We start from the raw sequence: 25965 nt of genomic DNA, 5'->3' as shown, positions 1-25965 counted from the left end.
GACTACCTCATCGCCCTTCTGCCGAGGCTGTCGCGCAGTCCGTCGCCGAGGACGTTGAGCGACAGCACGATGATCATGATCGCGACGCCCGGGCCGATCGCGTAGACCGGCGCGTCCCGCAGGTGGCGGAACGCCTCGCCGAGCATGGATCCCAGGCTGGCGCTCGGCGGCTGCACGCCGAGGCCGATGAAGCTCAGCGACGCCTCGGCGATGATGGCGAACCCCAGCGACAGGCTGATCTCCACCAGCAGCGGCGACAGGATGTTCGGCAGCACGTGGCGGCGGACGATGCGGTGCGCCGGGGCGCCCATCATGCGCGCCGCCTCCACGTACGTCTCCTCCCGGACGGCCATCGCCGCGCCGCGCACCACCCGCATGAACCGCGGGGCGTAGATGACGCCGATGGCGATCATCGCGTTGGTGAGGCCGGCGCCGAGGAACCCGACGATGCTGATCGCGAGGATCAGCGGCGGGAAGCTCATCAGGGCGTCGTTCACCCGCATGATCGCGCTGTCCACGAGCCCGCCCGCGTAGCCCGCGATCAGCCCGAGCGGCAGGCCGATCGCCATCGCGACGCCGACCGCGATCACGGCCGCGCCCAGCGACAGCCGGGCGCCGTACATCATCCGGGTGAACACGTCCCGGCCCAGGTCGTCGGTCCCGAGCCAGTGGCCGCCGCTCGGTCCGGACAGCGCGTCCGAGAGGCTGCCCCCGGCAGGGTCGTACAAGGTCCACCACGGCGCGAGCACCGCCGCCAGCGTGATGAGCACCAGGATCGCGAGGGCTGCGACGGCCGCGCGCTGCCGCCGGAACCTGCGCAGGAAGCCGACGCGGACGGCGGTGCCGGTCGGCGGGCTCCCGGCCGCGGCCGGAGCGGCGGGGACGGTGATGTCCGGTTCGACGCTCATGCGGCACGCAGCTTCGGGTTGAGGTAGCCGTAGGCGACGTCGACCAGGATGTTCGCGACCACCACCACCAGCGCGGCGCTGATGGCGACTCCCTGGATGATCGGATAGTCGCGGTCGAAGACCGCCTTGACCGTCAGCGAGCCCAGGCCCGGCAGGTTGAAGATCTGCTCGATCACGACCGTCCCGCCGAGCAGGATCCGCACCTGCAGACCGAGCACGGTGAGCACCGGCGCGAAGGCGTTCTTCATCGCGTGCTTCCCCACTACGCCGCGGACACCGATCCCCTTCGCCCTGGCGGTGCGGATGTAGTCCTGGTCCAGGACGTCGAGCATGGAGGCCCGCAGGAAGCGCGCGATCTCGGCCGCCGCCGCGACGCCGAGGGCGACCGACGGCAGCACCAGCGACTGGAACCACCGGGCCGGGCTCTGCTCGAACGGCACGTACCCGGTCGCCGGGAAGATCTGCAGGTTGAGCGCGAACACCAGCACGAGGAGCAGGCCGATCAGGAAGTTCGGCATCGCCACACCCCCGGCCGAGATCAGCATGACGACCCGGTCGGCGATGCCGCCCGGCCGCGTCGCCGCGATGATCCCGGCCGGGAGGGCGATCAGCATCGCCACGATGAGCGCCCCCGCCATCAGCGACAGGCTCACCGGGGCGCGCTCGGCGATGGCCGAGAGCACCGGCTGGCCGCTGAAGATCGACTGGCCGAGATCGCCGGTGAAGAGCCCCTCGATGAAGTGCCAGTACCGCGTCCACAGGGGTTCGTCGAGTCCCAGCCGGTGACGCGCTTCGGCGACGTCGGCCGCCGAGGCGGCCTGCCCGCCCGCCGCGAGCCGCGCGGGGTCGCCGGGAGCGATCTCCAGCAGGAAGAAGACCACGAACGTGACGATGACCAGGATTGGCACGCTCATCAGAAGACGCCTGGCCAGCAGTCTGAGCATCAGTCACCCTCCCTTCGTCATGGTCGGCCTCGTCATCGGAACGGTCGTCCGGAACTGCGGCTAGCCGCAGTTCTTCCGGACGCCCACGCCCCGGTACTCGTCGGCGCCGACCATGTAGGGGGTGAAGCCGACCACGCACCCGTTGTCGGCGAAGATCGACCGCCGCGCGAAGACGGGGATGTCGAGCTGCTGCTGAGCGAAGAGGGCGCTCGCCTCCTGGACCAGCTTGGTCCTGGCGTCCCCGGTCGGGGTCGTCTCGATCTTGTCCATCAGCGTCTGGAACTCCGGCGTCGTGCCGCTGCCGGGGTTGATGAACCCGCCCTTGCCCGCGTTCGAGTTCAGCGTGTCGGCGGGGTCCGCGCGCCCGCCCCAGCGTCCGAGGAACATGTCCACCTCGCCATCGGTGAACATCGAGTACCGGGCCGGCTCGACCACCTTCAGCTCCAGGGTGATCCCGGCGGGCTTGACCATCCGCTGCAGCGCCTGGCCGAGCTGCTTGTCCAGCGGCCGGTTCAGGATGAGCGCCGAGAACTTGGCGCCGTTCCCGTACCCGGCGCCCGCGAGCAGCTCCTTGGCCTTCGCGGCGTCGAACGGGTACTTCGTCGCAGGCCAGTCCTTGGAATATGCCTCGTACGTCGACGGGAACATCTGCACCGTGGGCTCGCCGTGGCCGTGCCCCAGCGTTTCGACGAGGGACTTGCGGTCGATCGCGTAACTGAGGGCCTGCCGCACCTGCTCGTTCTTCAGCCCGCCGCGGGTCATGTTGAGGAACATCGTCCACGCGCTGACGGTCGCCTTCTCGGAGACCCGCACGCCCGCGCCCTTGGCGTCGTCCACCTGGCTCTCGTCGATCAGGGACATCGTCACCTGGCCCGACTGGAGGGCGTTGATCCGGGTCTGCGCGTCCGGGATGGACTTGACGACGAAGCCGGCGAGCTTGACCGCCCCGGCGTCCCAGTAACCGTCCCACCGCTTGTAGGTGGCGGAGACGCCCGGCTTGAATTCGACCAGCTTGTACATGCCGGCCCCGACCGCGGCGCGGTCCAGCGAGCCGGACAGCGAGCCGGGGCTGATCATCATGCCGAGGTTCTGGGCGAGGTCGTACAGGATCGAGTAGCGCGGCTTCTTCAGGGTGATCTCGACGACGTCCGTGCCGGACGCCTTCATGTCCTTGATGGACGCCGCGGGCGCAGAGACCGCCGGGCCGGCGTCGGGCATCTCACGGGAGCGGTCGAGGTTCTTCACGACAGCGGCCGCGTCGAAGGGCGCGCCGTCCTGGAACTTCACGCCGGAGCGCAGGGTGAGCCTGAGGGTGGTCGGGTTCGCGAACTCCCATTTCGTGGCCAGCTGGGGCACGAGCTCGCCGCTCGGGCTGATGCCGATCAGGCGGTCGTAGACGAGGTTGAGCTGCCGGGTGGGGAATCCGGAGTCGTTCTTCGCGGGGTCGATCGTGTCGTTCTGGAACGGGTCGGCGAACGTGAGCGTCGCGCTCGTGTCGAGATCCCCGGGGGCGGCAGAGGCGGAGATCGGGCCTGCTTCTCCCGCCGGGTCCGCTCCGCCGCCGCCGCACGCAGCGAGCGACGCCGCCGCCACGACCACGGCCATCGGGGCCACCACACGTTCCCTGAGAGACATCCGGACTCCTCCAAGGTTGAGCAATAGGATGCATCCTGCATTAGGCATCATTTAGTGTCAACCACGTCACACCGCCCAAATCTCACTGTTTGACCTGATGGGAGCTCTAGATGCAGGATGCATCGAGAAGGAGGTGCCTCGATGGCACGGACGATGCGGCTCGCTGAGGCCGAACTCCAGGACGTTTTCACCGAGCGCGGCTGGAGCGACGGCCTCCCGGTCGTGGCCCCCACACCGGAGCGCGTCGGCGCGATGCTCGCCGAGTCGGACCTGCTCCCCGAGGACGTCCTCGGGGTGGTGCCCGGCCGGTCGGCGGTGCTCACCGCCGAGATGCTCGCCGCCAACGCGGTCATGGCGGGCGCCGTACCGGAGTACTTCCCGATCGTGCAGGCCGCGATGGCGGCACTGCTCGATCCCGCGTTCAACCTCAATGCCGCGCTGACCAGCACCGGCGGGGCGGCGCTGACCGTCGTCGTCAGCGGTCCGCTCGCGGATCGGGTGGGCGTGCACGGCGGCCACAACGCGCTGGGGCCTGGTTTCCGCGCCAACGCTACCATCGGGCGCACGCTGCGCCTGGTCGCCCGCAACGTCTTCGACGCCCGTCCGGGCGGCATGGACGGCTCGTCGCTGGGCAACCCCGGCCGGTACGCGCTGTGCTTCGCCGAAGCCCCTCCCCCGCAGGGCTGGGAGCCGCTGCACGTGCGGCTCGGCTACGAACCCGACGACACCTCGGTCACCGTGATGGCGACAGAGGGACCGCACCAGGTGGCCAACCACCTCAACGGCGACCCCGGCGGCATCCTGGCGACGATGGCCTCGGCGATGGCCTCGCCGACCAGCTTCATCGCCGGCAAGGGCGGCCAGGCGATGTTCGTCCTCGGTCCCGAGCACGCGGCGGCACTGGCCGGCGCGGGATTGACCCCGCGCGAGGTCCAGGAGCATCTGGCGGCCGCGAGCAGGATCGCTCCGCAGGCGCTGCTCGACGCCGGCGTCCGGATCCCAGTCGGCAGCGCGCACGACATGACCGCGGGTCCCGACGGCCTGCTGCCGGTCGTGAAGACGGCCGACGACGTGCTCCTGGTGACCGCCGGCGGCGCCGGGGCGGGCTGGTCGGCCTACCTGCCCTCGTGGGCCACCTCGGTCACCACTGCGGCGGTGTCGCGCCGCGTGCGCGACCCACACGAGGCCCTTCCCGACTGCGGGGACGACGTGTGCGCGGTCGATTTCTGAGCATCCACGCTTCCCGAAGGAGATCCCTGTGACAGTCCTGGACATCGTCATCCCCGAACCCGCCGATCCGCCGGCCGACCGGGTCGGCCGCGCGCCTCGGCGGGCTCCGGGCCCGCACGATCGGCTGGTCCTGATCGACAACGGCAAGCCGCGCGCCGGCGCCTTGCTGACGCAGATCGCCGCGGACCTGCGCGCCCGGCTGGGCTTCTCCGGCGTGGTCGTGCACAGCAAGACGAGCGCGGCCAAGCCGCTGACCGCCGAGGAGTCGGCGCGGCTGGCCGAGGGCGCCGGCCTGATGATCGCCGCCCTCGGCGACTGCGGGGCGTGCTCGGCCTGCAGCGCGAACGACGCCATCCAGTTCGAGCGACTCGGAGTGCCCGCGGTCGCCGTGATCACCGAGCCGTTCCAGTCGCTGGTCGCCCGGTTCGCCGTGCGGCTCGGATTGCCCGATGTCGGCACGTCCGTGCTGCCCCATCCCGTCGCGTCCCGCTCGGATGAGGAACTGTCCGCCTTTGCGCGCCGGGTGGCCGGCACGGTCGCGGCCGAGTTCTCCGGGCCGGCCGAAACACCGGCGGGATGATCCGAGTGCCGGGCAAGGCGGCTGCCCCGGTTTTCCCCGCCGGGGCATGCCGCCACAGGACACTTTGGGACGAATCCGGCAACGGTCGGAGCGCGGCGACTCGACCGAGGGCCTACGTACATCGCCTATACTTCAATATCCGCCGCGGCGACTTCTTCCCCCCGACGGATAACTCACCCCACCTTTTCGAACTCCCTGGGCGGCACCAGTGACGAGCAAAGAGAGGTATCCCCATGTTGGCGCTCACATTCCCTTGTCGCCGCACCTGCGGCAACCAGGAAGCGCTCCCGTCCGGGCAGGCGCCAACCAGCAGTCCACTCGTCCGCCGCGTGACCCGGCACCCGGCCCCAGCCGACCCGGGCATCTGAAGAAGCGGCTCCGAGATGGTTGAGTACCGATCGAAGACGTCGCTCGCCGTCGCCGCCATGCGCGAGATGATCATCGACGGCAGGGTCCCGGCCGGCGAGCGGTTCGACGTCCGCGGCATCGCCACCGAATTGGGCATGAGCATCACGCCCGTACGTGAGGCGCTGCGCATCCTCGAGGCCGAGGGCCTGGTGCTCTACAACGAGCACCGATCGATCTCCGCCATGGAGCTCACGGCCGAGGATGCCAAGGAGCTCTACATGCTGCGGGCGTTCCTGGAGAGCATGGCGACCGAGATCGCGGCCGAGAACCTGACCGATGACGACCTCAAAGCGATCGAGGCCGCTCAGCAGGAGATGATCGAGGCGGCACGGTCGGGGGATCCGACGCGGGCTTCCAACGCCAACAGGAACTGGCATTTCGCGATCTACCGCGCCGCCCGCACCAAGTTCGTCGAACCATTCATCATCCGGCTGTGGAACCAGTTCGCCTGGAGCACGATCTGGAAAGTTCCCGGGCGGTTGGAACGGTCGGTCACGGAACACCAGGCGATCACCGCAGCGCTGCTTGAGCGCGACGGCGCACGTGCCGCGCGCCTCATGAAGGAACATATCGCCGCCGGCCAGCACGCCGTCGTAGACCGCCAGGAAAACCAAGAGAGCTAAAGGTGGACCGCCCCGGGTTAGGTGGGAGGCCTTGATACCTGGAAGGGTGAGGGGTTATGGCACCCCCGAGGAAATACTCCCCCGAGCTGCGGAAACGAGCGGTCGGGATGGTCTTTGAGCTGCGTGAGTGCAGCAACGCCGCGAGAAGCGCCCGATCCGCCGTAGTGAACCGCATCCTGTTCCCGGCCAGCTGGCGCTCCAGCACGACGATCTGATGCCCCAACACCAAGATCTCAGCGTCCTTGTCGCGATCGACCATCGGGAGCAGGCGGAGGGCCGCGAAGGTGTTCGCCACGGTCAAGTAGGCCAGTCGCAACAGCACGGCCGCTCTTCATCTCGCGACGACCGCCTCGCCACGCCCGTCCCTGCGAACTGATCAAGCCCCGCGCCAGAACCCATGCCCTGCACGCTTCACCCGCACGGACGTCATTTCGGCAGGCACAAGGCCGCCGCCGTCAGCGGCATGCACCGCGCCCGCTGCCGCGGCCTGGCCGAGACCCACCTGGAACACATCTCCAGCGCCACCGCGCTCAACCTGCTACGGCTCCACGCCTGGTGGACCGGCAACGCACCCGAACCGCCCACCTCGCCCGCCTCGAACCACGCCTCGCGGCTTGACCCACTTCCCTGGATAGCCACCAGGGCCGAACAAGCCTGGGCGCTGTTCTAGTTCCGGGTGCAGCCGGGGCAGCCACCTGCTGCCCCGGAACCGCCGGCCGAGCTGCCTTGACTCCCGGGCTGATCGCAGGCGCCGTGATGGCGGCGACTCCGCGAACGTCTAACAATTGTTGTACGCTAGGTCCATGAGCGTCGGATTCCGTCCCACCGAAGAAGACCTCCGTGTCATCGAAGCCAATCGTCACAAGGACGAGAAGACCAGTGACGTCATCCGTCGCGCATTGCGGTTGCTGGACCGCGAGGCATGGGAAGAACGCGCCCGGGCCGACATGCACCGGCTGAGGACCGAAGACCTGTCCGCTGAAGCGGATGCCTGGGAGTACGACGCCGACGGCAACATCCGCATCACCGGTACCGGCCTGACCGTTCCGGCAAGGTCGCAGGATCACCCATGATCCGGGGAGCGGTCTATCCGGTGGACCTGGGTGATGCAAAACGTGGCCACGAACAACGGGGACGGCGCCTCGGGCTCATCATCAGCATCGAGCAGAACGCCTGGTCCACGGTGACCATCATCCCTACCTCGACCAGCGCCCAAGCGTCGGTCTTCAGGCCGGAGGTCGTCATCGCCGGGCGGGAAACCAAGATCTTGATTGATCAGATCCGTACCATCGACGTCATGTACGTCGTCGGCGAAATCGTTGACTACCTCGCACGAGACGACCTGGCACAGGTCGAGCATGGCCTGTTGCGTTACTGCGGCCTTCTGCGTTGACCTGTGCCGCTCGGAAAAACGGTCCATGGCGGCTCGTTGTCGGCTCGGCGGTTCCGAAACAGATCGGCACGCGACGGCATTGTCCGACATGAAAATTGAGCTCGATGCGGACGCTTTTAATCCGTAGGTTGTGGGTTCGAGTCCCACGCAACCCACCACCCTTGACCAGGGCAAACACGCTCTACGCCACGCGTGGGTGATCATGCCTGGGGCCGGGATGAGGCCCTCCTGGGGCCGAGAGGGCGCACAAGCTGAGCCGAGGCCCGCATCTCTCCCGTGCGATTGGTGAAGGCAAGGCTGTATCCCCGCGCCGACCAACTCGAGGTGGCACGCCACCGGTGTGCGGTTAGTCCTTTCGCAGGTCGTCGGGTGGGGCGAGGAGCGCAGGCTCTCGATCACGCAGCCGATACGCAGTATCCGAGCGGAGGCGTCCAGGCGGCCGAGCCCGTGGGCGGGGACCTGCCGATGTGGGACGCCTACTGGTCGCCCGGCGCCGCACCAGAGCCGTCCGGGGGTGGCCCCAGGTAGGTTGCCTGCGCCGGGCCAGGGCACGGCCGCGGCGTCGGGTGGTGCCGGGCACCCTGCCCGCGGCGCGCAGCAGGTGCGTTGCGGTCTGCTCGGCGGCGCGGTGCGCGACTTCGGGTAGCACGGAGGTGTAGGTGTCGGCGGTCAGCACGATGCTGGAATGCCCCAGCATCTCCTGCACCACCTTCAACTCCACCCCGGCCGCCAGCGCCAGCGTCACCGCGCCATGGCGCAGGTCGTGCAACCGGATCGGCGGCACCCCGTGGACGGCGATCAGCTTCTGGAACACGTGGGTGAGCCGGCCCGGGGCGACCGGGTCACCATCGAGGTTGGTGAACACATACCCGCTGTCGCGATAGCCCTCACCATAGGCGTCCGCTTCGGCCTGCTGCCGGGAGCGGTGCACGCGCAGCACAGCGATGGTGGTGCGGTCCAGCGCGATCACCCGGGTGCTATGCGCGGTCTTGGGCGGACATACCGTCAGCCGCCCGTCCCTGGGCTGCAGTCGGCGGCAGACCACCGCGGTTCCCTCGTCCAAGTCGACATCGCACCAACGCAGCCCGGCTGCCTCACCGCGGCGCAGCCCGCGTAACGCGATCAGATGGTAGGCCGCATACAAACGATGCGCGGCGATCGCGTCCAGGAACTGCACGGTCAGCGCCACCGTCCACACCGCCACCGCCGGCCGCTCCCCGGTCTTACGCCAATGCCGGACACGGGCGGCGGTCCACACCACCGCCCGCGGCCGCCGGGTCGCAGGCAACGCCACCAGCGACGCCGGGTTCTCCTCCACCAGCCCCGCCCGCAACGCCGCATTCAACGCCGCATTCAACGCGTCGCACGGATCCGATCCAACGTCGCAGCCGACAACCGCCGACCCGCTTCCTGATGCTCGCGGGCAATGACCTGGAACATCTCCTCCACATGCGCCACCGCCACCTCCGCCAGCAACAGATGCCCCAGCAACGGGCTCAGATACCGCCGCACATGATCGGCGTAACCGGTCACCGTGGACGGCGCACCCTGGCGGTTATCCAGCCACCGCTGCAGCCACTCGGCCACCGTGAGCGGACTCCCCGCCGGGCCGCGCAACCGTACCAACGCCTCCAGCGCGGCCTTGCGGGTCGGGAACCCGCCCCGGCGGACCCGTCGACGGCGACCGTCCGGTCCGGTTCCCAGTTCGAGGCGCAGGTACCAGCTGCCGTGGCTGCGCTCGGCCGCCAACCGCGGGCACCTGCGGCCTATCGCCCTGCCACTGTCGGGATCCTCGCAGCCGCATCGCCGGTACACACCACCAGCACTCCTCACTCTTCTCATAAGGGCAGGGTGGGTCTGCAATGGATGCATCGACCATCACAGACGGCGACAGACTGGCCTACCGAGTACGACAGCACAGCCTCGGGCTAGGGCGACAGGAACTCCTCCTGGCGTGCCTCCCATCACAGAAGCCGGGGCACCTCAATCTGCGCCCTGGGATGTCTTTAGGACGGGCACTTGGCTACGATCTCCATCGCCTTGACCGTTGCCAGCGGGATGATCCGCATGGTCTTGTCCCTGGAGAGGATCACTTTGCCGTCAGCGGCGCTGACGAGCCTGCCGCAGTAGCGCGCTCCGGCGGTGTCCACGGTGAGGAGGACTACTTCCTGCTTCGATGTCGGCGCCGTCCAGGTCAGCACGACCGCGACAGCGATCATGAGGACTGCCAGCAGCGTCAGGCGGAGGGCCCATGCCATGGAGTGCCGGACGCGGACGACCTCGCCATCGGACCAGCTCTCCAGGTCCTCTCCGGTCATGAGGATCTCGTCGGACGGTGATCCGTGCGCCGCGGATAGAGCGCGGAGTGTGGCGGTGACCAGCGCGGCCAATGCCAGGAGCAGCAGGGCGATGACGCCCCACTTGGCCCACGTCTCCAGGTCGGTGAACCCGTCTCGGCCCTTCACGACCAAGACTGCCCCGAACAGCGTGGTAAGCCCGGCAAGGCCGGTTCGCCAACTCTCGGCCTGCCTCCGCGCCGTCTCGACCTTGTCGAACCGAAGTTGCTGGGCCTTCATGTCCCAGCGGTACCGGTCGAGGCTCACGGGAGCATCACCTGCCAGAACGCTCCACACCCCTTGTCGTAGTTCTCCGGTGGCCGGTCTGCGTGGACGCTGCCGCAGTCACAGGTGAGGGTGCGGGGTCCGGGCTTCGGCATGCGTCGTTCGTCCCGCCGGCTCTTGGCCCCAGGCGGCCCGAACGTCCATTGTCGGACGACCCGCGCCCCGCATCCCGGGCAGACGCCGATGATGTCGTACCGGGCCCCGTCGGCGGCACGCGTCACGGTGAACCCGCCGTCCTGCAACCCGTGGTCGACCAGCCGGTACTCGACGGCCCGGTGGGTCTCGATCGGGAGCCGATCACCACTCATCGTCGTGGCCTTCCACTGTGTAGCCGAACAGGGGTCGGTATTTGCGGAGCCTGGCCACGACCTGCTCCTCGGATTCCTCGATGTCCCTCGCCGCCGCGGCGATGTGATCCCGCCTGATGACTCCGCTGACAACCGGGGCCTGCCCGTCCAGAGATGTGGTAAGGACCAGGAGGTCCTGCCAGTGGACGAGCCCCTCCGGGCAGGCGTCCGCCGGATAGTCGAGTTCCAGACCGAGCGGTTCGATCCGACGGAATCGCTGATCCGTGTAAGCCAATGTCCACCCGAACCGCCCGGCGGTCTTGACGAGGTGGAGCGCGTCGATTCGGTTGACAGGACGGTCCCGATAGCCCTCGTCGGCCTCACTCGTCATGGCGAGGTCGTAGCTGTCTGGGAAGAATTCCAGATAGTCCGCCGCCACGGATTCGCTCACCTCGGGCACGGGAGCCCCGACCGTACGACACTCGTCGAGCCGCTCCAGCATCTCCTTTACCGAGAGACGAAGACGCGCAGACGAGGCAAGAATGCGCCAAGGATCGATCCGCCAGTCGACTGGGTCCACAGCATAGTAGTGTTCGAAAAGGTCGCCAGTGAGTGCATTATATTCGGTGATTCGATGGCCAGAGATCCGTGACTCCCACGCTTCCTTCGGAACCACGGACAGATCTGCGGCATCACCAAGGACCCGTACGCACTGCTCGATTGCGGCACCTAGGTCAACCTTTAATTCCCAGGCAAGGTAGAAGAGTTCGGGAACGGTGATAGGGCGCTCCGGCACTAACATCCCGATCAGTCTGGCGTAATCTTTCAACCTTCGTTCATATCCTGGGCGCCCCTCGATTCCGATCTTTCCCATAAGATCACACAAGACCGACCAGAGGCTTGTTCTGTACCTCTCTTCAGAGTCCAGACGTCGCCCGATGGTGTCCAGTATCTCCGCCTCAGCCTCGGTCGCGTAGCCGCCGCCGAGACCTGCCAGGTCGGGGACGGTGATGAACCCTGCCGCCACGACCCGCTCAAGTTCACGAGCGAGCTCGTAGACGTTCTTTTCCAGCCGCGTCGCCAATGCCAGGAACTCGATCGGAGCCAGCACCCGGCCGACCTCGGGAACCACTTGTAGGACACCGATCTCCGCGGCAGTCAGCTCATCGGGATAACAATCGCGCATGGTGACCGTGTAACCGAGTGGGGCGAAGCGGTCGAACATCTCGATTATCGCCGACACGTCCAGATCGAGCCTGGCCACAGCCTTGGCCACATGCGCGGGAGTTACCTCCGGGCCGATCCAGGGCTCCAAGCCGTCAAGATCCCTGGTGAAAAGTTTGACCTCGATATCGTTGAATACATGCTCGCGAAGGCTATCGAGATCCCGTCCCAAACTGGAGACGGCCCCCGGAAGGAGATCGTCAATCCGCTGGAGAAGCTCACCGATCGATATGTTGAGATGGGCGGAGACCCGCGCCAACGAGCCGCCCAAGCATGGGGTTTGCGCGGCATCGTTTCGGGCCCAGGCGGCCAGGGCCCACTGGAGAGGTTCCTCCTCCTTGTCCAGACTGCGTGTCGGGAGCGGAACATTGCGCAACTGCGAAACATCGAGGCCAGCGATCGAGAACCGCCGCAGGCGGCGGAGGCGCTCAAGCGGGACTTCGTCTCGCGGGCTCCGTATCTGAAGAAGGAGTTCGATGGGCGGCTTTCCGAGTGATGCCCTATTAAGGATATCCCCACCCTCGTAGACCTTCTTAATCGAATGAGCGTCGGCGGGCTCCACCGCGGGAAATCCTTCCAGGGATCGCGGGATAGGTATGTTCCCATAACTTCCAACGATCCCACTGCTCACCCAGACGCCTATTCTCCAGGACCGGATCCATGCATTTCTATTTCCCATCCACCAGTGGTTGCGCTGGGCCATGATAATCTCATCGATGGGCAGGCATCCAATTTCCCGAATCGGAGCATGTTCGTCGCGGCCCCAGGTTCCACCGATGCTGATCTCGCCCTCATTATCCATAAGGTGCTCGAAGATCTGCCGGGCGATCTCCGGAGAGGATCCGGCGACCTTCCAGAGCCACGTGAGGGAGAACTGCGGCCACTCGACCAAGGAAGGGAGCGAAGCTCGGATCTGTCTTCTGACCCATTTCTTGTTCCATCCCTGGAGGGTGTTGCGGTCCACTGAGAACCGGGGGCGGTTCTCGTCCCGCAGGTTGACCACGAGGCCGTGCATCTCCTCGTTGGTCCTTATGCCGTCAGCGGTGATGCCGCCCTCGCCCGGGACCCACCACAGGTCGGTCTCGTGCTGGAGCAGTTCGGCGGTTCCACCCGGAGGGCGGAGAGTCTCGGGCCACCAGGTCTCGCTACCCACCTCATCCTCCGTCACCTCGACCCGGAATTCCGACAGCCACAGGAGCCGCCGCAGGGTCCGGAGCACCGAGACCTGCTCGTCGCCGGTGAGGTACAAGCGCACGCTGGTCCCACCCTCCGGCTCACTGCCGGCCGACGTGGTGATCTGGAAGAGGCTTCCGCTGCTCGCGATTCGGATCTGGTTCGCCTGCCCGGTCTGGTCATCCTCGTCGACTGACCGGGTTTTGATCTCGATCTCCTCGGCGATCATGAAGTAGCTGAAGACGCCGATGCCGAACTGGCTGTTGGGAATGAGCCTCAGGGAGGGATCCAGCTCCTGCCAGCGGGCCTGCTCGTAACGGAAGTCCTGGCGGTAGACGAAACGCTCGCCCGCATTGGCAAAAGTGTTCTTCAACGCCTCCACGGTCATCCCGATGCCGTTGTCGCGACACTCGATGTAACCGCGCCCGGTAGCATCCGTACCCTGCCTTAGGGTGATGCGCCCGTCCCAGGGAGCGAGATCGAGCCCGCGCAGTTCGCGGTACCGCCGACGGGTCCGGCGGTACCGGCACGAGTCGAGTGCGTTCTGGTACAGCTCGCGGATCGCCAGGGACGAGTCTCCGTAGAGTTGCCTCCCCATGAGCAGTTCGCGGATCTTTTCGTCCGATAGCCGGAAGGCGAGCAGCGGCGTTTTGTATACAGGGCGCCCCTCACGGTTGACTGCGCGCAGGCCGTCGTGGGTCAGGCGGGCAGGCAGCCCTTCGAGTAGCGCCGGGTCCATGCCGCCGAGCCCGGGGAACTCGATGCGGGCGCGCTCGGCTGCCTTCGCGACGTGTTCGAGCGCGTCGTGGATGGCGGGGTGATCGCATGTCGCGGTCAGGCGACGCGTGCCGTCGGCCTCGGCTTCCCAGGTGAGAAGCTCGACTGCGCGTTGGAGGGCGCCGAGTTGGAGTTCGTCGGTGATGCCAAGGTGGTCGACGACGACTGTCGGCATGCGGCGGGTGTCGGCTGCCATAGCGCCGGCGACGGCGAGCAGCGCCGCCAGCGCGCGGGTGGTGTCGGTGAAGTCGGTGCCCTTGATTCGCTCGGTGAGCCGCTGGTCGTCGGCGTCGGCGCCCACGCTGTGCATTAGGATCCTGGACACTTCGGCGAGTTCGTCGGTGGTGAGCCGTCCAGTACTTCCGGCGGCGGACAGGGCCCTGGCCAGCCGTCGGGAGACCTCGCAGGCGGCGGCGCCCTCCCAGAGGCGGGGGCGGGCGACGAGCCAGCGGTGGACGAGCCACATGGCTAGGGCGTCTCTGGCTTCGAGGCGATGGCGTCGCTCCAGCCCCTCAGCCCGGCGGCAGACGTGGTCGTACATCGCGAAGGTAAGTTCGAGGTCGTCACGCAGCCCCTTGGCGAACAGCCGCTCGAAGTTGGTCGGTCGGAGGCGGGCCGCGTCACGGATACCGTCCGCCATGGTCGCCTCACGTAGGAACGGGGCGGCGATGAGCATGCCGAGTTCCTGGGCTGTGAGGCGCGCGTCCGGGCTGAGGCACAAGTCGAGAGCGTCGAGGACCCTGGTCGGGTAAAAGTGCGACGACCATGGATCGGACAGATCGGCATGGTCCCGAAGGAAGGCTTCGGACGATAGCCAGTCCCGTGCGCACGTCTCAACGACCTTGACGACGGATCTGCGGGTCTTCTCTACGAGGTCCTCGTCGCAACTCGCCCGGGACCAAAGGCGGGTACGTGTGACGGCCCGCTCCCAGGCGGCGCTGATCCGGTCGCCCTCGCAGATCAACTCCGCGCCGGCGACGCGGTCGCTTGCCCAGGTGCGCTGCGGGGTCTGGTCCGGCGCGTCGGTGTGCGCCATCCGGCGGGCCATCCGCTCCCTGGCTGCCTCGAAGACTTCGTCCAGCGTGCGAGCGGGGTGACGGCGGGCGAGGACCTCGCTGAGCATCTGAGTGAAGAAGCTCCCCGATTCGTCGTATCCGCTCGTCTGGCCCTGGTCACAGCTGGTGAGCAGGACAAAAGCGCCGTTCGGTGGGTGGTACAGCCGCCCGCCGGACAAGCCAGGCGCGGACCGGCCGGACGGATCGTCGCGGCAGGCGTCCACGACCAGGACGATCAATCTGGCGGGGCACTTCTCGACGGCCTTCGGCACCAGCGGAATAAGGCTGTCGGGGTCCGGCTGAGTGCTGTCCTCCAGGTCCGCGACCAAGTCCTTGGGAATCAGGTAGGACTGTCCACCAATCACTATCCCGTGGCCGGAGTAGTAGATCAGCAGGACGCCGCCAACGGGCGCCTCCACACAGGCGCGACGCAGGGCCTGCTGGATCGCCCCACGATTGGGCTGCACCCCATGGCTCGGGACACAGCGTTCGATGAGGTACTCCGATTCCCCGAGCGCTTGCGCCATACGGCCGATATCGGCATCAACAGTCCCGCCGAGTGGCTTGAAGAGGTCGCCGTCGTATTCCGAAACACCGATCAGGAGGGCACGGCGATCGCTCACAAGCAGCACCTAACGCGAGTGGCTGGGATCAGCAACCATTATCCCGATGGGAAGACGCCCTTCCACGAGATCGGCCGATCTGTCCGCTACCGGCGCGACCGAAGATGAAGGGCGCCCCGCCGTACAGCGAGCGCGGTGCTGGGGGCGCGGGCGGCGCCCGATCGCCAGACGGTAGGCCCCGGCTGCCTGGCGAATACCCAGCGCGTCCATGCCTTGCTGGCGTATCGGACCAGTCGGCGGTTCAAGCTCGTCCCGCGGCTCGGCAAGCGCAAGGGGGACGAACAGGCAAGGCGCGGAGACAAGCGAAGCGAACCTACGGAGCGCGGACCCTGCACTTGCCGATTACTCCGTCCGTACAGGTCAGGCGAGGCCGCAGCCGAGCATGCCAAAAGATCACCAACGACCTGTGGCGGCTCGTTGTCGGCTCGGCGGTTCTGAAACGAATCGGCATGCACTAACATCGGACAGCAGGGAAATCGGGTGAGATGCGGACGGTTCGGCATGCAATGCCACTGTGCAACCTGTTCCGACACGACAATTTCGGACTTTTAATCCGTAGGTTCTGGGTTCGAGTCCCAGGCGGCCCACTCACGCATCGCCTATGTGGCTTGCGGAAACGTGTCGTGTGCACGGAGTGACTGGCTACTCCTCCTTGTCTTGGGAGGACGTGGGGAGGACGGAAGGACGGTCTTCCTCAACCGGGATCTTCCTTGGCACCAGTGCCGCAGCGGCTTCTGCGGCTTCGCGGGCGACCTCGGGGAGGACGCTGGTGTAGGTGTCGGCAGTGATGGCGAGCGAGGAGTGCCGCAGCAGCGCCTGGACCAGTTTCATGTCCGCGCCACCAGCGAGCATCAGCGTCGCGGCGCCATGGCGGAGGTCATGCAAACGGATGGGCGGCAGCCCGGCACCGTAAGCCAGCCGGGCGAACGCGTCCGTCACGTGGTCGGGATGCAGTGCCGAGCCGTTCTCCCGGGTGAAGACCTTTCCCGACTCCTGCCACGCCTGGCCCCACTCGGCCCTGGCCTCGTCCTGCCGACGGTGGTGGGCTTCGAGCACAGTGACGGTGCCCGAGTCGAGCGGGATCGTGTCTTCGCCGGCGTCGGTCTTGGGGTTCCCGTCCTCGATCTCCTGGTAGGTGATCTTCACGCGGTTCTCCCGGACGGTCAGCGACGCCGCGGCCAGGTCGAGGTCGGGCCATGCGAGTCCGCACGCCTCCCCGCGTCGCAGGCCCCGGAATGCCATCAGGTGGAACAGCGGGTAGAGAGGGTGGTCTGCGGCGTGATCGAGGAAGATTCCGATCTGTTCGGGCGTCCACACCATCACCCGTGAAGGGCGCGGCAGCGACACCCAGACCTTGAACGCGTTGACCGTATGGCCGCTGGCCCGCTCTGCCGCCAGTTCCCGCTCGTAGGCGGTCTGCCATGTGGTGACGCGTTCGCTGGTCCACACCAGTGCTTTGGGGCGCTTGCCTGTTTGGAGCTTGGTCAGCTTCGCTACGTTCACTGCGGTCAGGCCTTGCCGTACCGCGTCTGCCAGGGCCGACCGGAGGGTAGCGCGGATGCGCTGCATCGTCGCCGCTCCGACCGTCCGGCGATGCGGCGGAAGCCCGGCCAGTTCGGCGCGAGCGGCTCTGTGCTCGTTCTTGTCCCCGGATCGCCATGCCTGCCGGACCGCCGCAAGCAATCGCCGGCGTTCCCCGGCCGCCCACAAGATGCGCTCGTTGTCGGCGTCGATCGCGGCGAACATCTCATTCACGTGCGAAACGCGTAGCTGGTCCAGTTCGATGTGACCCAGGTGGGGTTTGAGGTAGTACTCGATGTGCTCGCCATAGGATTTGCGAGTACTCCGGCGCAGACCTCCGTGGCCGGCCAGCCACTCGTCAAGATATTGCCCGAGCGTGTACCGCACACCCGGATCCAAGCCCCGCAATGCCCGGCACCGTGCATCCTCAAGAGCGTTCTCAGCGTCCTCTTGCCTGGTGAATCCGCCCCGGCGAATCCGACGGCGCTTGCCACCCGGGCCAGCGTCGAGCTCCAGGTAGAAGTACCAGGTACCGTGCCGCGGATTCCACGTGCCGTCCTCGTGACGCAACTGCGGACAGCGGGCAGCAAGTTCCTTTCCGTCCGCGCCACGGCATTTACACCTCTTGTACGTCGACCCCTTCATCGAAACCTGAGACTACATACCATGTCGCGAGCTGAACCAACACTGAAAGGTATCTCAAGCTTCCACCCATAACACCCAGAACGGGTCCACATGGTTGCGCCCTGCCGGGCACGAGGGGTCCTGCGGCCTATTCAAATGTTGTCATCACCTCAACCGAGCGCTGATGCCCACCGTGTCAGGATCCCGAGGGTGTTCCCCCCGAACGTGCGCATTCGGGAGGAACGATCTCGTCTGAGCTAGGCGATTGTAGTGCCGTGGTCAGGGTCGCAGGCTCCATTTACCTTTGGCCTGGTGGAGTACTTCCTCCAACGAGTCGGCATGGGCGAGGACGTCGATGGCGGCCTCGCAGGCCCGGGCGGCCCAGACCGCTCCTACCTTCGGTCCAGCTCCCTGCCGAGCAAGGATCGCCTCCGACAACAGCCGCAGGGTCGTCTCGCTCGAGTCGCCGAACGCAGTGAGCACCGCCTCGGCGAGAGTGCGTGGAGCACCCTGGGGCCACATTCTGGCCGCCTCACCGACGTGCCAGCGGATTGAGGCAATCTCCGCGTGGTGATCGCCGCAGTCGGCGGCCACGCTCTTCCACAGCGGCTCGCTTTGATCGGGCGGGAGCATGACCATCAACCGGACCAGCTTCTCGACGGCGAGAGGCATCTTCTCCACACGGTCCTCCGAAGAGTGAGAGGGCGAAGCTCCTAGGAGAACACGTATCCGCACCTGGTCGGTACCGGGCCTTGGCCGGAGTGACGGTCCTCCCAGGCGCGGCGGTCACCGCGGTCACCGCGCCGTCCGAGGGCAGACGTACTCGGCTTTGGCCCGCTCCACGGCGTCGAAGTAGGTCTGGCGGAAGCTGGACGCCCTCCTGGCAGACCTCGGGGTCATCGCTCAAGGCCCATCCCTAGGATCCCGGTTCCTGATGGTGGCGAGCTACCTGCACACAGGCCTGCGCCATCACCCCGACACGAACTGAATGATGTGGCGGGGTATCCCGGATTATGTGTCTAGGGGTCCGAGGTGGGGCGTGATGGCGATCCAGCAGACTAAGTGGACGTCGTCTGAGGTGATGGGCGGGAGGGGTAGTGGTGCGTGCTGGCGTACCAGGCCGAGGCGGTCGGCCAGGTCCGCGACTTGGTCGACTCGCTCCTGGGGGCTGCCTGGTTGGTTCACGGTGGCGCGGACTGTGCGGAGGATGCGGGGACTGTAGGGGGCTTGGAGACGTTCGACGAGTTCGTCTTGCCGGTCGCCTAGGTGCGCGCCGTGGTGGCGCACGAGTTCTGCGGCGTCTCGCATGACCTTGGGGACCGGGCGTTGGAGATTGGCGGGGTCGGTGTTGTGCGTCCAGGCGTCGACGATGTGGGCCTTGGCGACCACCCAGGCGTTGATGGCGGCCTGGTAGACCGCGTCAGGGAATTCGGCCGGGGTGTCGGGGCCGCCTGGGTCGGCTGCGGTGAGGCAGGCCAAGGTGTCGTCGATGACGATGGGTGAGCCGTCATCGTCGGGGTCGATGGTCAGGTCGGGGGTGAGCGGGACGTAGCGGAACCAGGGTTTGGGGTGGTCGCCGATGCGTGCGCAGAAGACCAGCCCAGGCTGAGCTCCGGTGCGGACGAAACCGGAGCCGCTGCCCCAGGCCAATCCGAGGAACGTTCGACGGATCAGGGGGTTGTTCAGATTGGCGGTGAGCTGGCGTCGGTACTCCTCACCGGACAATGCGGAGGAGCCGCCTTCTTCGAGGAGGGTGGCGTCTTCGCGGCGGAGCCGGTCGATCTCGGTTCGGGTCTCGGTGATGCTGACGTCGCGGCCGGTGTAGCCGGGAAGGACCTCGCCCACTCCAGTTGCCGCGGCGGCCTGTTTTAGTTTGCGCTGGAGTTTGTCCTCCAGACCCAGCAGGCTCTCCAGGTGCCGGTCTGGGAAGAAGCAGCGCAGGTACACCTCGCGGTGGTGGGAGCCGATCCGGTCGATGCGTCCGTGCCGTTGGACCAGCCGCATCGGGTTCCAGGGCAGGTCGTAGTTGATGATGTGGCGGGCCTGCTGGAGGTTGACGCCCTCGGCGAGGACATCGGTGGCGATGATGAGGTCGTAGCGGTCCTCTTCGCCGTCGCCGCCGGCGGTGCGGGGGGCGAATCCGGCGATGACTTCGGCGCGTCCGTGCCGGTCGGGACCTGAGGCGGTGGCGAGCCTGGAGCGGTAGCCGGACAACCGGGGGTCGGTCTCGATTGCGGTCTGGAGTTGGCCGTGGATGTGTTCGACCGTGTCGGAGTAGTAGGAGAACACCAGGACCTTGCGTTTGTCCCGCTCGTCGTCTTCGGTGATGGACTCCTCAGCGGCCTGCCGGGCGATGACCGCGAGTTCCTCAATCAGCGCGATGATCTTGGTGTCGGCGCTGGCGTGGTGTTGCTGGACCTGGTGGTGGAAGGATTTCAGCAGGTCACGGTCGGCTTGGATGGCTTGGTGTAGCGCGGTCACGTCGTAGTCGGCGGCGTCTTGGACACCGGCAAGTGTTTCGTCCTGCAGAGCTTCGAGGAAGGTGTCCATCTCGTCGCTGTCGGAGGCCGACCATTCCCGCAGCGCGTCGCCGGTCAACACCTTGCCGTGCTCCAGCGCGGACAGGAACTGTTCGTGGCTGGCGATCATCTTCTCCAGGGTGCGCTGGAAGGCGTACGCCGAGGACTCGAAGCGTTTCAGCAGTGCTGAGCGCAGCAGGCCGGCGTTCTGCTGCTCGAACTGTTCCTCGGTGTCACTGTTGAGCCGGAACCTGGAAGGCACGTATCGGGCCAGGCTGAGGACCTCGCTGGGCGCGGTCAGGTTCACCGCCGATTCCGGGTCGTCGTCGGAGTGGGCGCCGAGCGCGGTGGCGAGTTGGTCGAACAGTCCCGGTAGCGCCTCCTCCAGGTCGTAGTCGACCCGACGGACGCGCGGCGTCGGGAAGCTGATCTGACGGGTGACACCGTTGATGACGACGCGGTCGCCGGAGTAGTGGTGGCGGACGAATCGGCGGGTACGCCGCACCGCGACCCGGTCGATCACATCGAACAGGTGCTCGGGTGACAGTTCGTCCGGGTGCAGGGCCATGGCCCGGTCGAAGTAGCCCTTCAACGACGGGATCCCCGAGTCGGCGAACGCGGCGTCGTTGGTCACGAAGTAGGAGATCAGGTTGTAAAGGTCGTACAGGCTGTTGTTGACCGGTGTGGCGGTCAACAACAGCAACCTCTTGGGCACCGCTCCCTCAGCGAGGGCCCGCAGTGCCTCGGCCCGCCGTGTGGAGGCATTGCGCAGTGCGTGGGCTTCGTCGATGACGATCAGCGCGTAATCGTCCAGCGGCTGCAGCGACGAGCCCATCCGTCCGGCGTCCGCCACCCCGGACAGCAACTCGTCATACGACACGACATCGGCCGGCAGGTTCTTCTCCCTCAAGAACGGCCGCCATGTCGAGTCTCGCAGCGTCGCTGGAGCGATAACCAGAGCCTTCTGCCGATTGGTGATCACGGCCTCGTGGAGGATTTCACCGGCGATGTAGGTCTTGCCCAGCCCGACCTCATCGGCGACGATCACCCCGTTCAGGCGGTCCATGATCCGCTGCGCCCGCCAGACGCCATCGGTTTGGAACGCGGTCAACCCAAGCTGTGAGCCACCGCATGCTGCTGACTCGGCCTCCACTTCCGCGCCGTACAGCTCGTACAGCATCCGCAGGAACACACCCCACGGCCGGTGCGGGTTCCACCGCGCCTCATACAGCGCAGCCAGGTCGAACGGGGGCGCGGCCTGCCACGCCTCTTCGAACCATTCACGGACGGCGGCGACGGTGTCCGGCTGGTACTGGCCGAGGTTGAGTTCCCTGTTACGGGACAGGCCGGCGAAGGTGAAGTTGCTTGACCCTGAGATCACCCCCGGCATTGCGGTCTCCATAATGAACGCCTTGCCGTGCAGGAATCCGGCCTGATAGTGGCGCACTTGCACCCTGCCGGATCGCAACCATCGCACCAGCCGGCGGGCCGACGAATCGGCGGCGCGGGTGAAACCCAGAAGGTCACGGTCGCGTTCCAGTGCTCGCGCATGTCCCTCGAGCGCCCGCCGTATCCGGACGCGCGATGCCTGACTCCCCACCCCTTCGGCCAGTGGCCGTACCCGTTGCTGTGATTCCTCTGGTTCGGCGCCTAGCAGCAACCGCACCGCTCCCGCCTGCTCCAACTCATCTGCGAGCAGCATGAAGCCTCCCGGGTTGAAGTAGGCTGACGCAATCGCGATCACCGGTGGCTCCACCAGGTTCTGCCGCATCCCGGCAAGCAACACATTGATCGCATCAGCGACCGTCTGCCCTTGTTCGGGATGATTGGTGGCGAACGTCGACCTGAAGTCCCGCCAAGGGGTGGCCGTCATGCCGTCTCCGCCACCGAGTGGGGCGCCCAACGGCCGTATTGGTGCAAGGCCGCCGCCCGCCGGTCATGGCCGTCCCAGCCGCGGTGGAAGGTGGCGAAGATGTGTTCCAGGTCGGCTTGGCTCAGGCCGTACAGGTGGGCGACCACGGCGTCGAGTTCGGCGATGAGGCTGTCACGTTCGACCGGGTCAGTCACTGAGGTGACGGGGACCTCTGCTTCGGCGGCCCAGTCGGCGTATCTGTGGTCGACCGCCGCGAGTCGGCCGGCGATGTGAACGGCCCGCTGGCACAGCGCGGCGTTCGGGTCGAATTGCGGGATCGGTGCGGCCCGCATGAACTCGACGGTCACATGTGACTCCACCATTTGCCTGGCGAACCAGTCGAAGGGGATGGCGGAGATGACGCCGAGTACGTAGGCCTGTTGCTTGGCTCCTCCGTCTCGCCAGAAAAGGTAGAAGGCCTGGTGGGTGAGGATGGTCTGCGGTGGCACGAGCGCGGCCACGATGGTGCGGCTGTCGGTGGCCCGTGCGACATCCCGCCAGGCGATCCTGGGAGCCATGCAAGGCAGGGTGTTCGGGTCGGCCGCCCACGTCGTCGGCATCCGGTAGAAGGCCGACTTCCTCGTTCGGACCTGGTTGGCGCGACGGGCTTGAAGAACGTCGGTGATGTGTGCGGGGTCTGCCCACGCGTACACGGTTCCCGTTTCGGGATTCCATCGTTCGAAGGATTCGCCCTTGTAGACCGGCCATAGTCCTGGGGCGTAGTCGAACCGGAAGTGGTGCTTGTCGTCGGTGGCGTTAAGTTCGCGAAGCCCCCGGACGTGCCAGCCCGGGCCCGGCTGGTCGAGCCGGGGATGCTCCCGGATGGTGAGGAAGACTCGGAGGGCATCGGCGTCGGGCAGCAGGGGGATCGCAGCCGGTTCCGACCAGTCCAGTAAGGCGTCGACCGGCAGTTCGTCGGCGGGGTTCACTGTTCCGGCATGGAAGCTGGCAAGGTTGTGGAAGGGGCCGCGCAGCGGGAGTTGTCGTCCCGGTTCGGGTGACCGGTCTACGCGCAGGGCGACCAACCCGATGGTGTACTGCGGATGGACGTCATCGAACACCCACCGGCCCGTGTTGGTGAGCGTGGTGAGGTCGGTGACCGTTCCCTCGCGGAGGACGACTTGACGCCAATCGGCCATTCCGCTGGCTTCGAGTGCCTTGCGGGGAAGCACCACCCCGATACGGCCGCCGCTGCGGGTCAGGTGCAACATGCGCCACGCGAACGCCTTGTACAGGTCGGGCCTGCCGACTGTCAGACCTGGGTACGGCCCTTTCGCCAGGGCTGTCTTGACGAGTTGCATCGCGTCCGTCTGCCGACGGTATTCCTGCGCGAGGTCGGGCCGCTCGCGGCGGATGCGTTCCATCTCCTGGTTGGCTTGGGCCTGGCTCAGGCTCCGCAGGCCAGGGAAGTGCGGCGCGTAGAACGAATGCTCTTCGACCTGGAGTTTTTCCCACGGCGGGTTGCCGAGGAGCACATCAAATCCGGGCCGGTCCCGCAGGAAGACTTCGGGGAATCTCGCTGGCATGTGGGCGACCAGCATCTCTTCCATCCGGGTGCGGATGTCGGTGCTGTTGCCTTTCGTGATCGCCTGGTCAGGGGTGGCGATATTTGTGAGGAGGCCGAGGCGCACTGCGATGGCTGCGTTGAACAGGGCGGTGGCGTCCGTGGCTTCCGAGAGCGCCTCGTTGTAGGCGCGGGCGGCCGCGTGCACCTCTTGCTTGGTGGCTTCCGCTGTGCGGGCCACACGCATCAGCCGGCTTCGTGCCGTTTCCAGAGCATCACGGACGGGCTCGTCGAAGATGCTGATGGTGGCGCCACCAGTATCCGGGTCCAGGACATCCAGCACTTCGTCGATGGTGCCGATGCCCGTCAGGCTGTTGCCCCGAACCAGTCCGTGGTCCAACGATGACATGGGCAGCCCAGGTACGAAGGTGTGGATCCACACCGCCAGCCGAGCCAGTTCGACCGCCATCAGGTTCAGGTCCAGGCCGTAGATGCATCGGCGCGCGACTTGGCGACGCAGGAGCGTGGACCACTCGATCTCCACGTCGCCCGCTTGATCGCCGAGAGCTTCGCGGGCGGCGTCGCCCAGCCGGGTCAGCTCGTCGTGGACTGCAGGGATGGGGTGCTCGGCCACGAAGGAGGTGAGTCGGATGGCGATCCGGTCGATTGCGGCGACCAGGAAGTGCCCCGACCCCATGGCCAGGTCCGCGACCCGGAAGTCAAAGAAGGCGTCGGCTGCTCCGGCCTCGTCGCCAGCGTCCAAGAGGGCACGGACTCTGTCCAGGTGGCCGGCGAGGGCGGGCTCCAGCGCATGGTCCAGCAGGTGGTCTACGGCGAAAGGTTTGGTGAAGTAGGAGCCGGTCGACTTGCGCACGCCCGACTTGTTGTGTGGGTACACCTGTCCGGCCGAAACCTCGACGGTGTCACCGTCTCCAGCAGGCAGATACTTGCCCTTGGCATCGATCGTGAGCGCTGTCGGGGCCAGTGACAGCGATGACTCCAGAAGCCCCTCGTAGATGGTGCCGAACTCCCGGACGGACAGCGATCGGAAGTCCACCGGTCCTTGGGTGCCGTCCTCACCGCTGTCCACCAGCAGCGCCCGCAGTGCGGGCCCGAACTCAGCATCGGTCAGTCGGAGGCCGGTCAGTGCGGCACCGGACGGGTTGCGCTGCGGATCATGGGAGAACAGACCGCCGTTGTAGGCGGGAACGTCCCATCCGCGGTTGCCTTCATCGACTGCACGCCACACAGTGAGGATGTCGTCCCACAACGATGTTGCGGCTGGATCGAACCGCGGGTCGGGTTCGGCTGCGAACTCCTGGGCCAGGGTCTTGACCGCGTGGCGGCTATAGCGGGGGTTACGCCCGTAGGGCAGCAGGTCGCGGTCCTCGGCGTAGGCAAGGAAGAGCAACCGGAACAGGATGAGCAAGGTGCGGTGGTAGGCCTCCTCCAATTCGTCCTCAGAGATGGCGCCCATCCGGCCGGCGATCGCGACCGCCAAGCCCGGGACGACGTCGCGGTAAATCCGTTCCCGCAGGCGAGTCCCCAGGTCGGCGGCGAAGTTCGCCGACGTTGACAGGATCTGGTCGATGGTGCCACCGGGCTGAAGCCCTGCCGGTGAGAAGAACAACTGCAGGTACCCTGCGTCCTCCGGCGGTAGAAGCGCCAGATCTAACTCGGCATAAGTCTCGCTCGGGCTCTTCCGGCCAACCCCGATATCGGGCTCGGCCGGGTGAATGCGGATCTGGCTACCCCGCAACACGATCACCCACCGGACGTTCTCGCGTTCAGCCAGCCATCTAGCGTGTGCGATGGGCGACTGCGAGCCGAAGCGGGCACCCGGCCGATCAAACAACTCGCTCTCGTCCAGCAGAACAGCTATCGCCCGGGATGTCCCCTCGTCCGTGAGCAGGAGCGCGTCCGAGCCGCGCGGCACACTGAAGTGGCCGAGCGCCCGGATCAACTCCAATCCGGTCATTCCAAGAAGCGGCGTGGCCGCCTGGCATGCCTGCGGCCAGTCAGCTCGCTGCGGTACTCCTTGGCGCAGTTCGTGGGTGGCGAACAATCCCCGGTTCACTAACCCAGGTGTGAGCTGGTCCGTGATGCCGGCCAACAGCCGTTCCAACGTTCGTGCTGCAGCATGCCGGTTCGGTTCGGCAAGGGCTACGGCACAGATCCGCTCCACACGGTCGGCGTCCAGTCGTGGGACGACCGCAGGGTCTCCGGTGATGCCGCATACAGTCGCTTCAATCCCGTTGAGAGCCGGATACAGGACGGCTAGTGTCTCGCTCGAAAAGTTTCTTTTCTTTTGATTTTGGCGATGATCTCGTCGGCGTCCTTGGTCCAGGAGAACGGTTCGCAGCGGTCGTTCCAGCCGTCGATGAAGGCGCCGATCGCGGTGGTG

At 66.7% G+C, this 25965-nt stretch carries 18 protein-coding genes and 1 tRNA gene; 7 read left to right on the top strand and 12 right to left on the bottom strand.

Features of this window, described 5'->3' with window-relative positions; all coding sequences use genetic code 11:
• Positions 1-2: 2 nt before the first annotated feature.
• Genes E1293_RS13445 through E1293_RS13435 form a run of 3 tightly spaced genes read right to left on the bottom strand, consistent with a single transcriptional unit; the run spans position 3 to position 3487 of the window.
• Complete coding sequence (locus E1293_RS13445) at positions 3-908, bottom strand: ABC transporter permease (protein ID WP_132197538.1); 906 nt, start codon at positions 906-908, stop codon at positions 3-5.
• Positions 905-1852 carry an ABC transporter permease gene (locus E1293_RS13440; protein ID WP_132197536.1) on the bottom strand — a complete coding sequence of 316 codons (948 nt, stop codon included), beginning with the start codon at positions 1850-1852 and terminating at the stop codon, positions 905-907. The genes E1293_RS13445 and E1293_RS13440 overlap by 4 nt, the downstream gene beginning before the upstream one ends.
• A 60-nt stretch (positions 1853-1912) precedes the next feature.
• Positions 1913-3487 (bottom strand): ABC transporter substrate-binding protein, encoded by a 1575-nt coding sequence (locus tag E1293_RS13435; protein ID WP_165978201.1) that lies wholly within the window; start codon positions 3485-3487, stop codon positions 1913-1915.
• A gap of 141 nt (positions 3488-3628) precedes the next feature.
• Between E1293_RS13435 and E1293_RS13430 the strand changes: the two genes are divergently transcribed.
• From E1293_RS13430 to E1293_RS13400, 6 genes are all read left to right on the top strand, one after another.
• The gene (locus E1293_RS13430) at positions 3629-4717 is read left to right on the top strand and encodes a hypothetical protein (protein ID WP_132197532.1); all 1089 of its coding nucleotides are present in this window, start codon (positions 3629-3631) and stop codon (positions 4715-4717) included.
• Between the two features lie 28 nt (positions 4718-4745).
• Positions 4746-5297 (top strand): UGSC family (seleno)protein, encoded by a 552-nt coding sequence (locus E1293_RS13425; RefSeq protein WP_132197530.1) that lies wholly within the window; start codon positions 4746-4748, stop codon positions 5295-5297.
• A 383-nt stretch (positions 5298-5680) separates the two neighbouring features.
• Positions 5681-6328, top strand: coding sequence for a GntR family transcriptional regulator (locus E1293_RS13420; RefSeq protein WP_132197528.1), 648 nt, complete (start codon positions 5681-5683; stop codon positions 6326-6328).
• Positions 6329-6725: 397 nt separating this feature from the next.
• Complete coding sequence (locus E1293_RS13410) at positions 6726-6998, top strand: hypothetical protein (RefSeq protein ID WP_132197526.1); 273 nt, start codon at positions 6726-6728, stop codon at positions 6996-6998.
• Positions 6999-7131: 133 nt separating this feature from the next.
• Positions 7132-7401, top strand: a complete 270-nt coding sequence (locus tag E1293_RS13405; protein WP_132197524.1) for a hypothetical protein — start codon at positions 7132-7134, stop codon at positions 7399-7401.
• Complete coding sequence (locus tag E1293_RS13400) at positions 7398-7721, top strand: type II toxin-antitoxin system PemK/MazF family toxin (protein WP_132197522.1); 324 nt, start codon at positions 7398-7400, stop codon at positions 7719-7721. Before E1293_RS13405 ends, E1293_RS13400 begins: the two co-directional genes overlap by 4 nt.
• Before the next feature lie 346 nt (positions 7722-8067).
• On the opposite strand, the gene E1293_RS13395 is transcribed toward E1293_RS13400, so the two are convergent.
• From E1293_RS13395 to E1293_RS13375, 5 genes are all read right to left on the bottom strand, one after another.
• Positions 8068-9066 (bottom strand): site-specific integrase, encoded by a 999-nt coding sequence (locus E1293_RS13395; protein ID WP_165978200.1) that lies wholly within the window; start codon positions 9064-9066, stop codon positions 8068-8070.
• Between the two features lie 8 nt (positions 9067-9074).
• A complete protein-coding gene (locus tag E1293_RS49425) occupies positions 9075-9470 on the bottom strand; it encodes an Arm DNA-binding domain-containing protein (protein WP_132197518.1) in 396 nt (131 codons plus the stop codon).
• 257 nt (positions 9471-9727) lie between these two features.
• A complete protein-coding gene (locus E1293_RS13385; protein WP_132197516.1) occupies positions 9728-10324 on the bottom strand; it encodes a hypothetical protein in 597 nt (198 codons plus the stop codon).
• On the bottom strand, positions 10321-10650 hold the full coding sequence (locus tag E1293_RS13380; RefSeq protein ID WP_132197514.1) for a hypothetical protein: 330 nt from the start codon (positions 10648-10650) through the stop codon (positions 10321-10323). Before E1293_RS13380 ends, E1293_RS13385 begins: the two co-directional genes overlap by 4 nt.
• On the bottom strand, positions 10640-15481 hold the full coding sequence (locus E1293_RS13375) for an HD domain-containing protein (protein ID WP_165978199.1): 4842 nt from the start codon (positions 15479-15481) through the stop codon (positions 10640-10642). The genes E1293_RS13380 and E1293_RS13375 overlap by 11 nt, the downstream gene beginning before the upstream one ends.
• A gap of 470 nt (positions 15482-15951) precedes the next feature.
• Here E1293_RS13375 and E1293_RS47390 point away from each other — a divergent pair.
• Positions 15952-16068: transfer RNA gene (locus tag E1293_RS47390), tRNA-Ser, on the top strand.
• 55 nt (positions 16069-16123) lie between these two features.
• On the opposite strand, the gene E1293_RS13370 is transcribed toward E1293_RS47390, so the two are convergent.
• The 4 genes from E1293_RS13370 to E1293_RS13355 all read right to left on the bottom strand — a co-directional run bounded on the left by E1293_RS13370 (position 16124) and on the right by E1293_RS13355 (position 25539).
• Positions 16124-17389, bottom strand: coding sequence for a site-specific integrase (locus tag E1293_RS13370; protein WP_207938833.1), 1266 nt, complete (start codon positions 17387-17389; stop codon positions 16124-16126).
• A 516-nt stretch (positions 17390-17905) separates the two neighbouring features.
• The gene (locus tag E1293_RS13365) at positions 17906-18307 is read right to left on the bottom strand and encodes a hypothetical protein (RefSeq protein ID WP_132197508.1); all 402 of its coding nucleotides are present in this window, start codon (positions 18305-18307) and stop codon (positions 17906-17908) included.
• Between the two features lie 330 nt (positions 18308-18637).
• Positions 18638-22018 carry a helicase-related protein gene (locus E1293_RS13360; protein ID WP_207938832.1) on the bottom strand — a complete coding sequence of 1127 codons (3381 nt, stop codon included), beginning with the start codon at positions 22016-22018 and terminating at the stop codon, positions 18638-18640.
• Positions 22015-25539 (bottom strand): Eco57I restriction-modification methylase domain-containing protein, encoded by a 3525-nt coding sequence (locus E1293_RS13355; protein WP_165978198.1) that lies wholly within the window; start codon positions 25537-25539, stop codon positions 22015-22017. Before E1293_RS13355 ends, E1293_RS13360 begins: the two co-directional genes overlap by 4 nt.
• Positions 25540-25965: the final 426 nt, after the last annotated feature.

Origin of the sequence: Actinomadura darangshiensis, from assembly GCF_004349235.1 — a bacterium.
Classification (GTDB): domain Bacteria; phylum Actinomycetota; class Actinomycetes; order Streptosporangiales; family Streptosporangiaceae; genus Spirillospora; species Spirillospora darangshiensis.
This window is presented reverse-complemented; position numbering and strand designations above follow the sequence as displayed.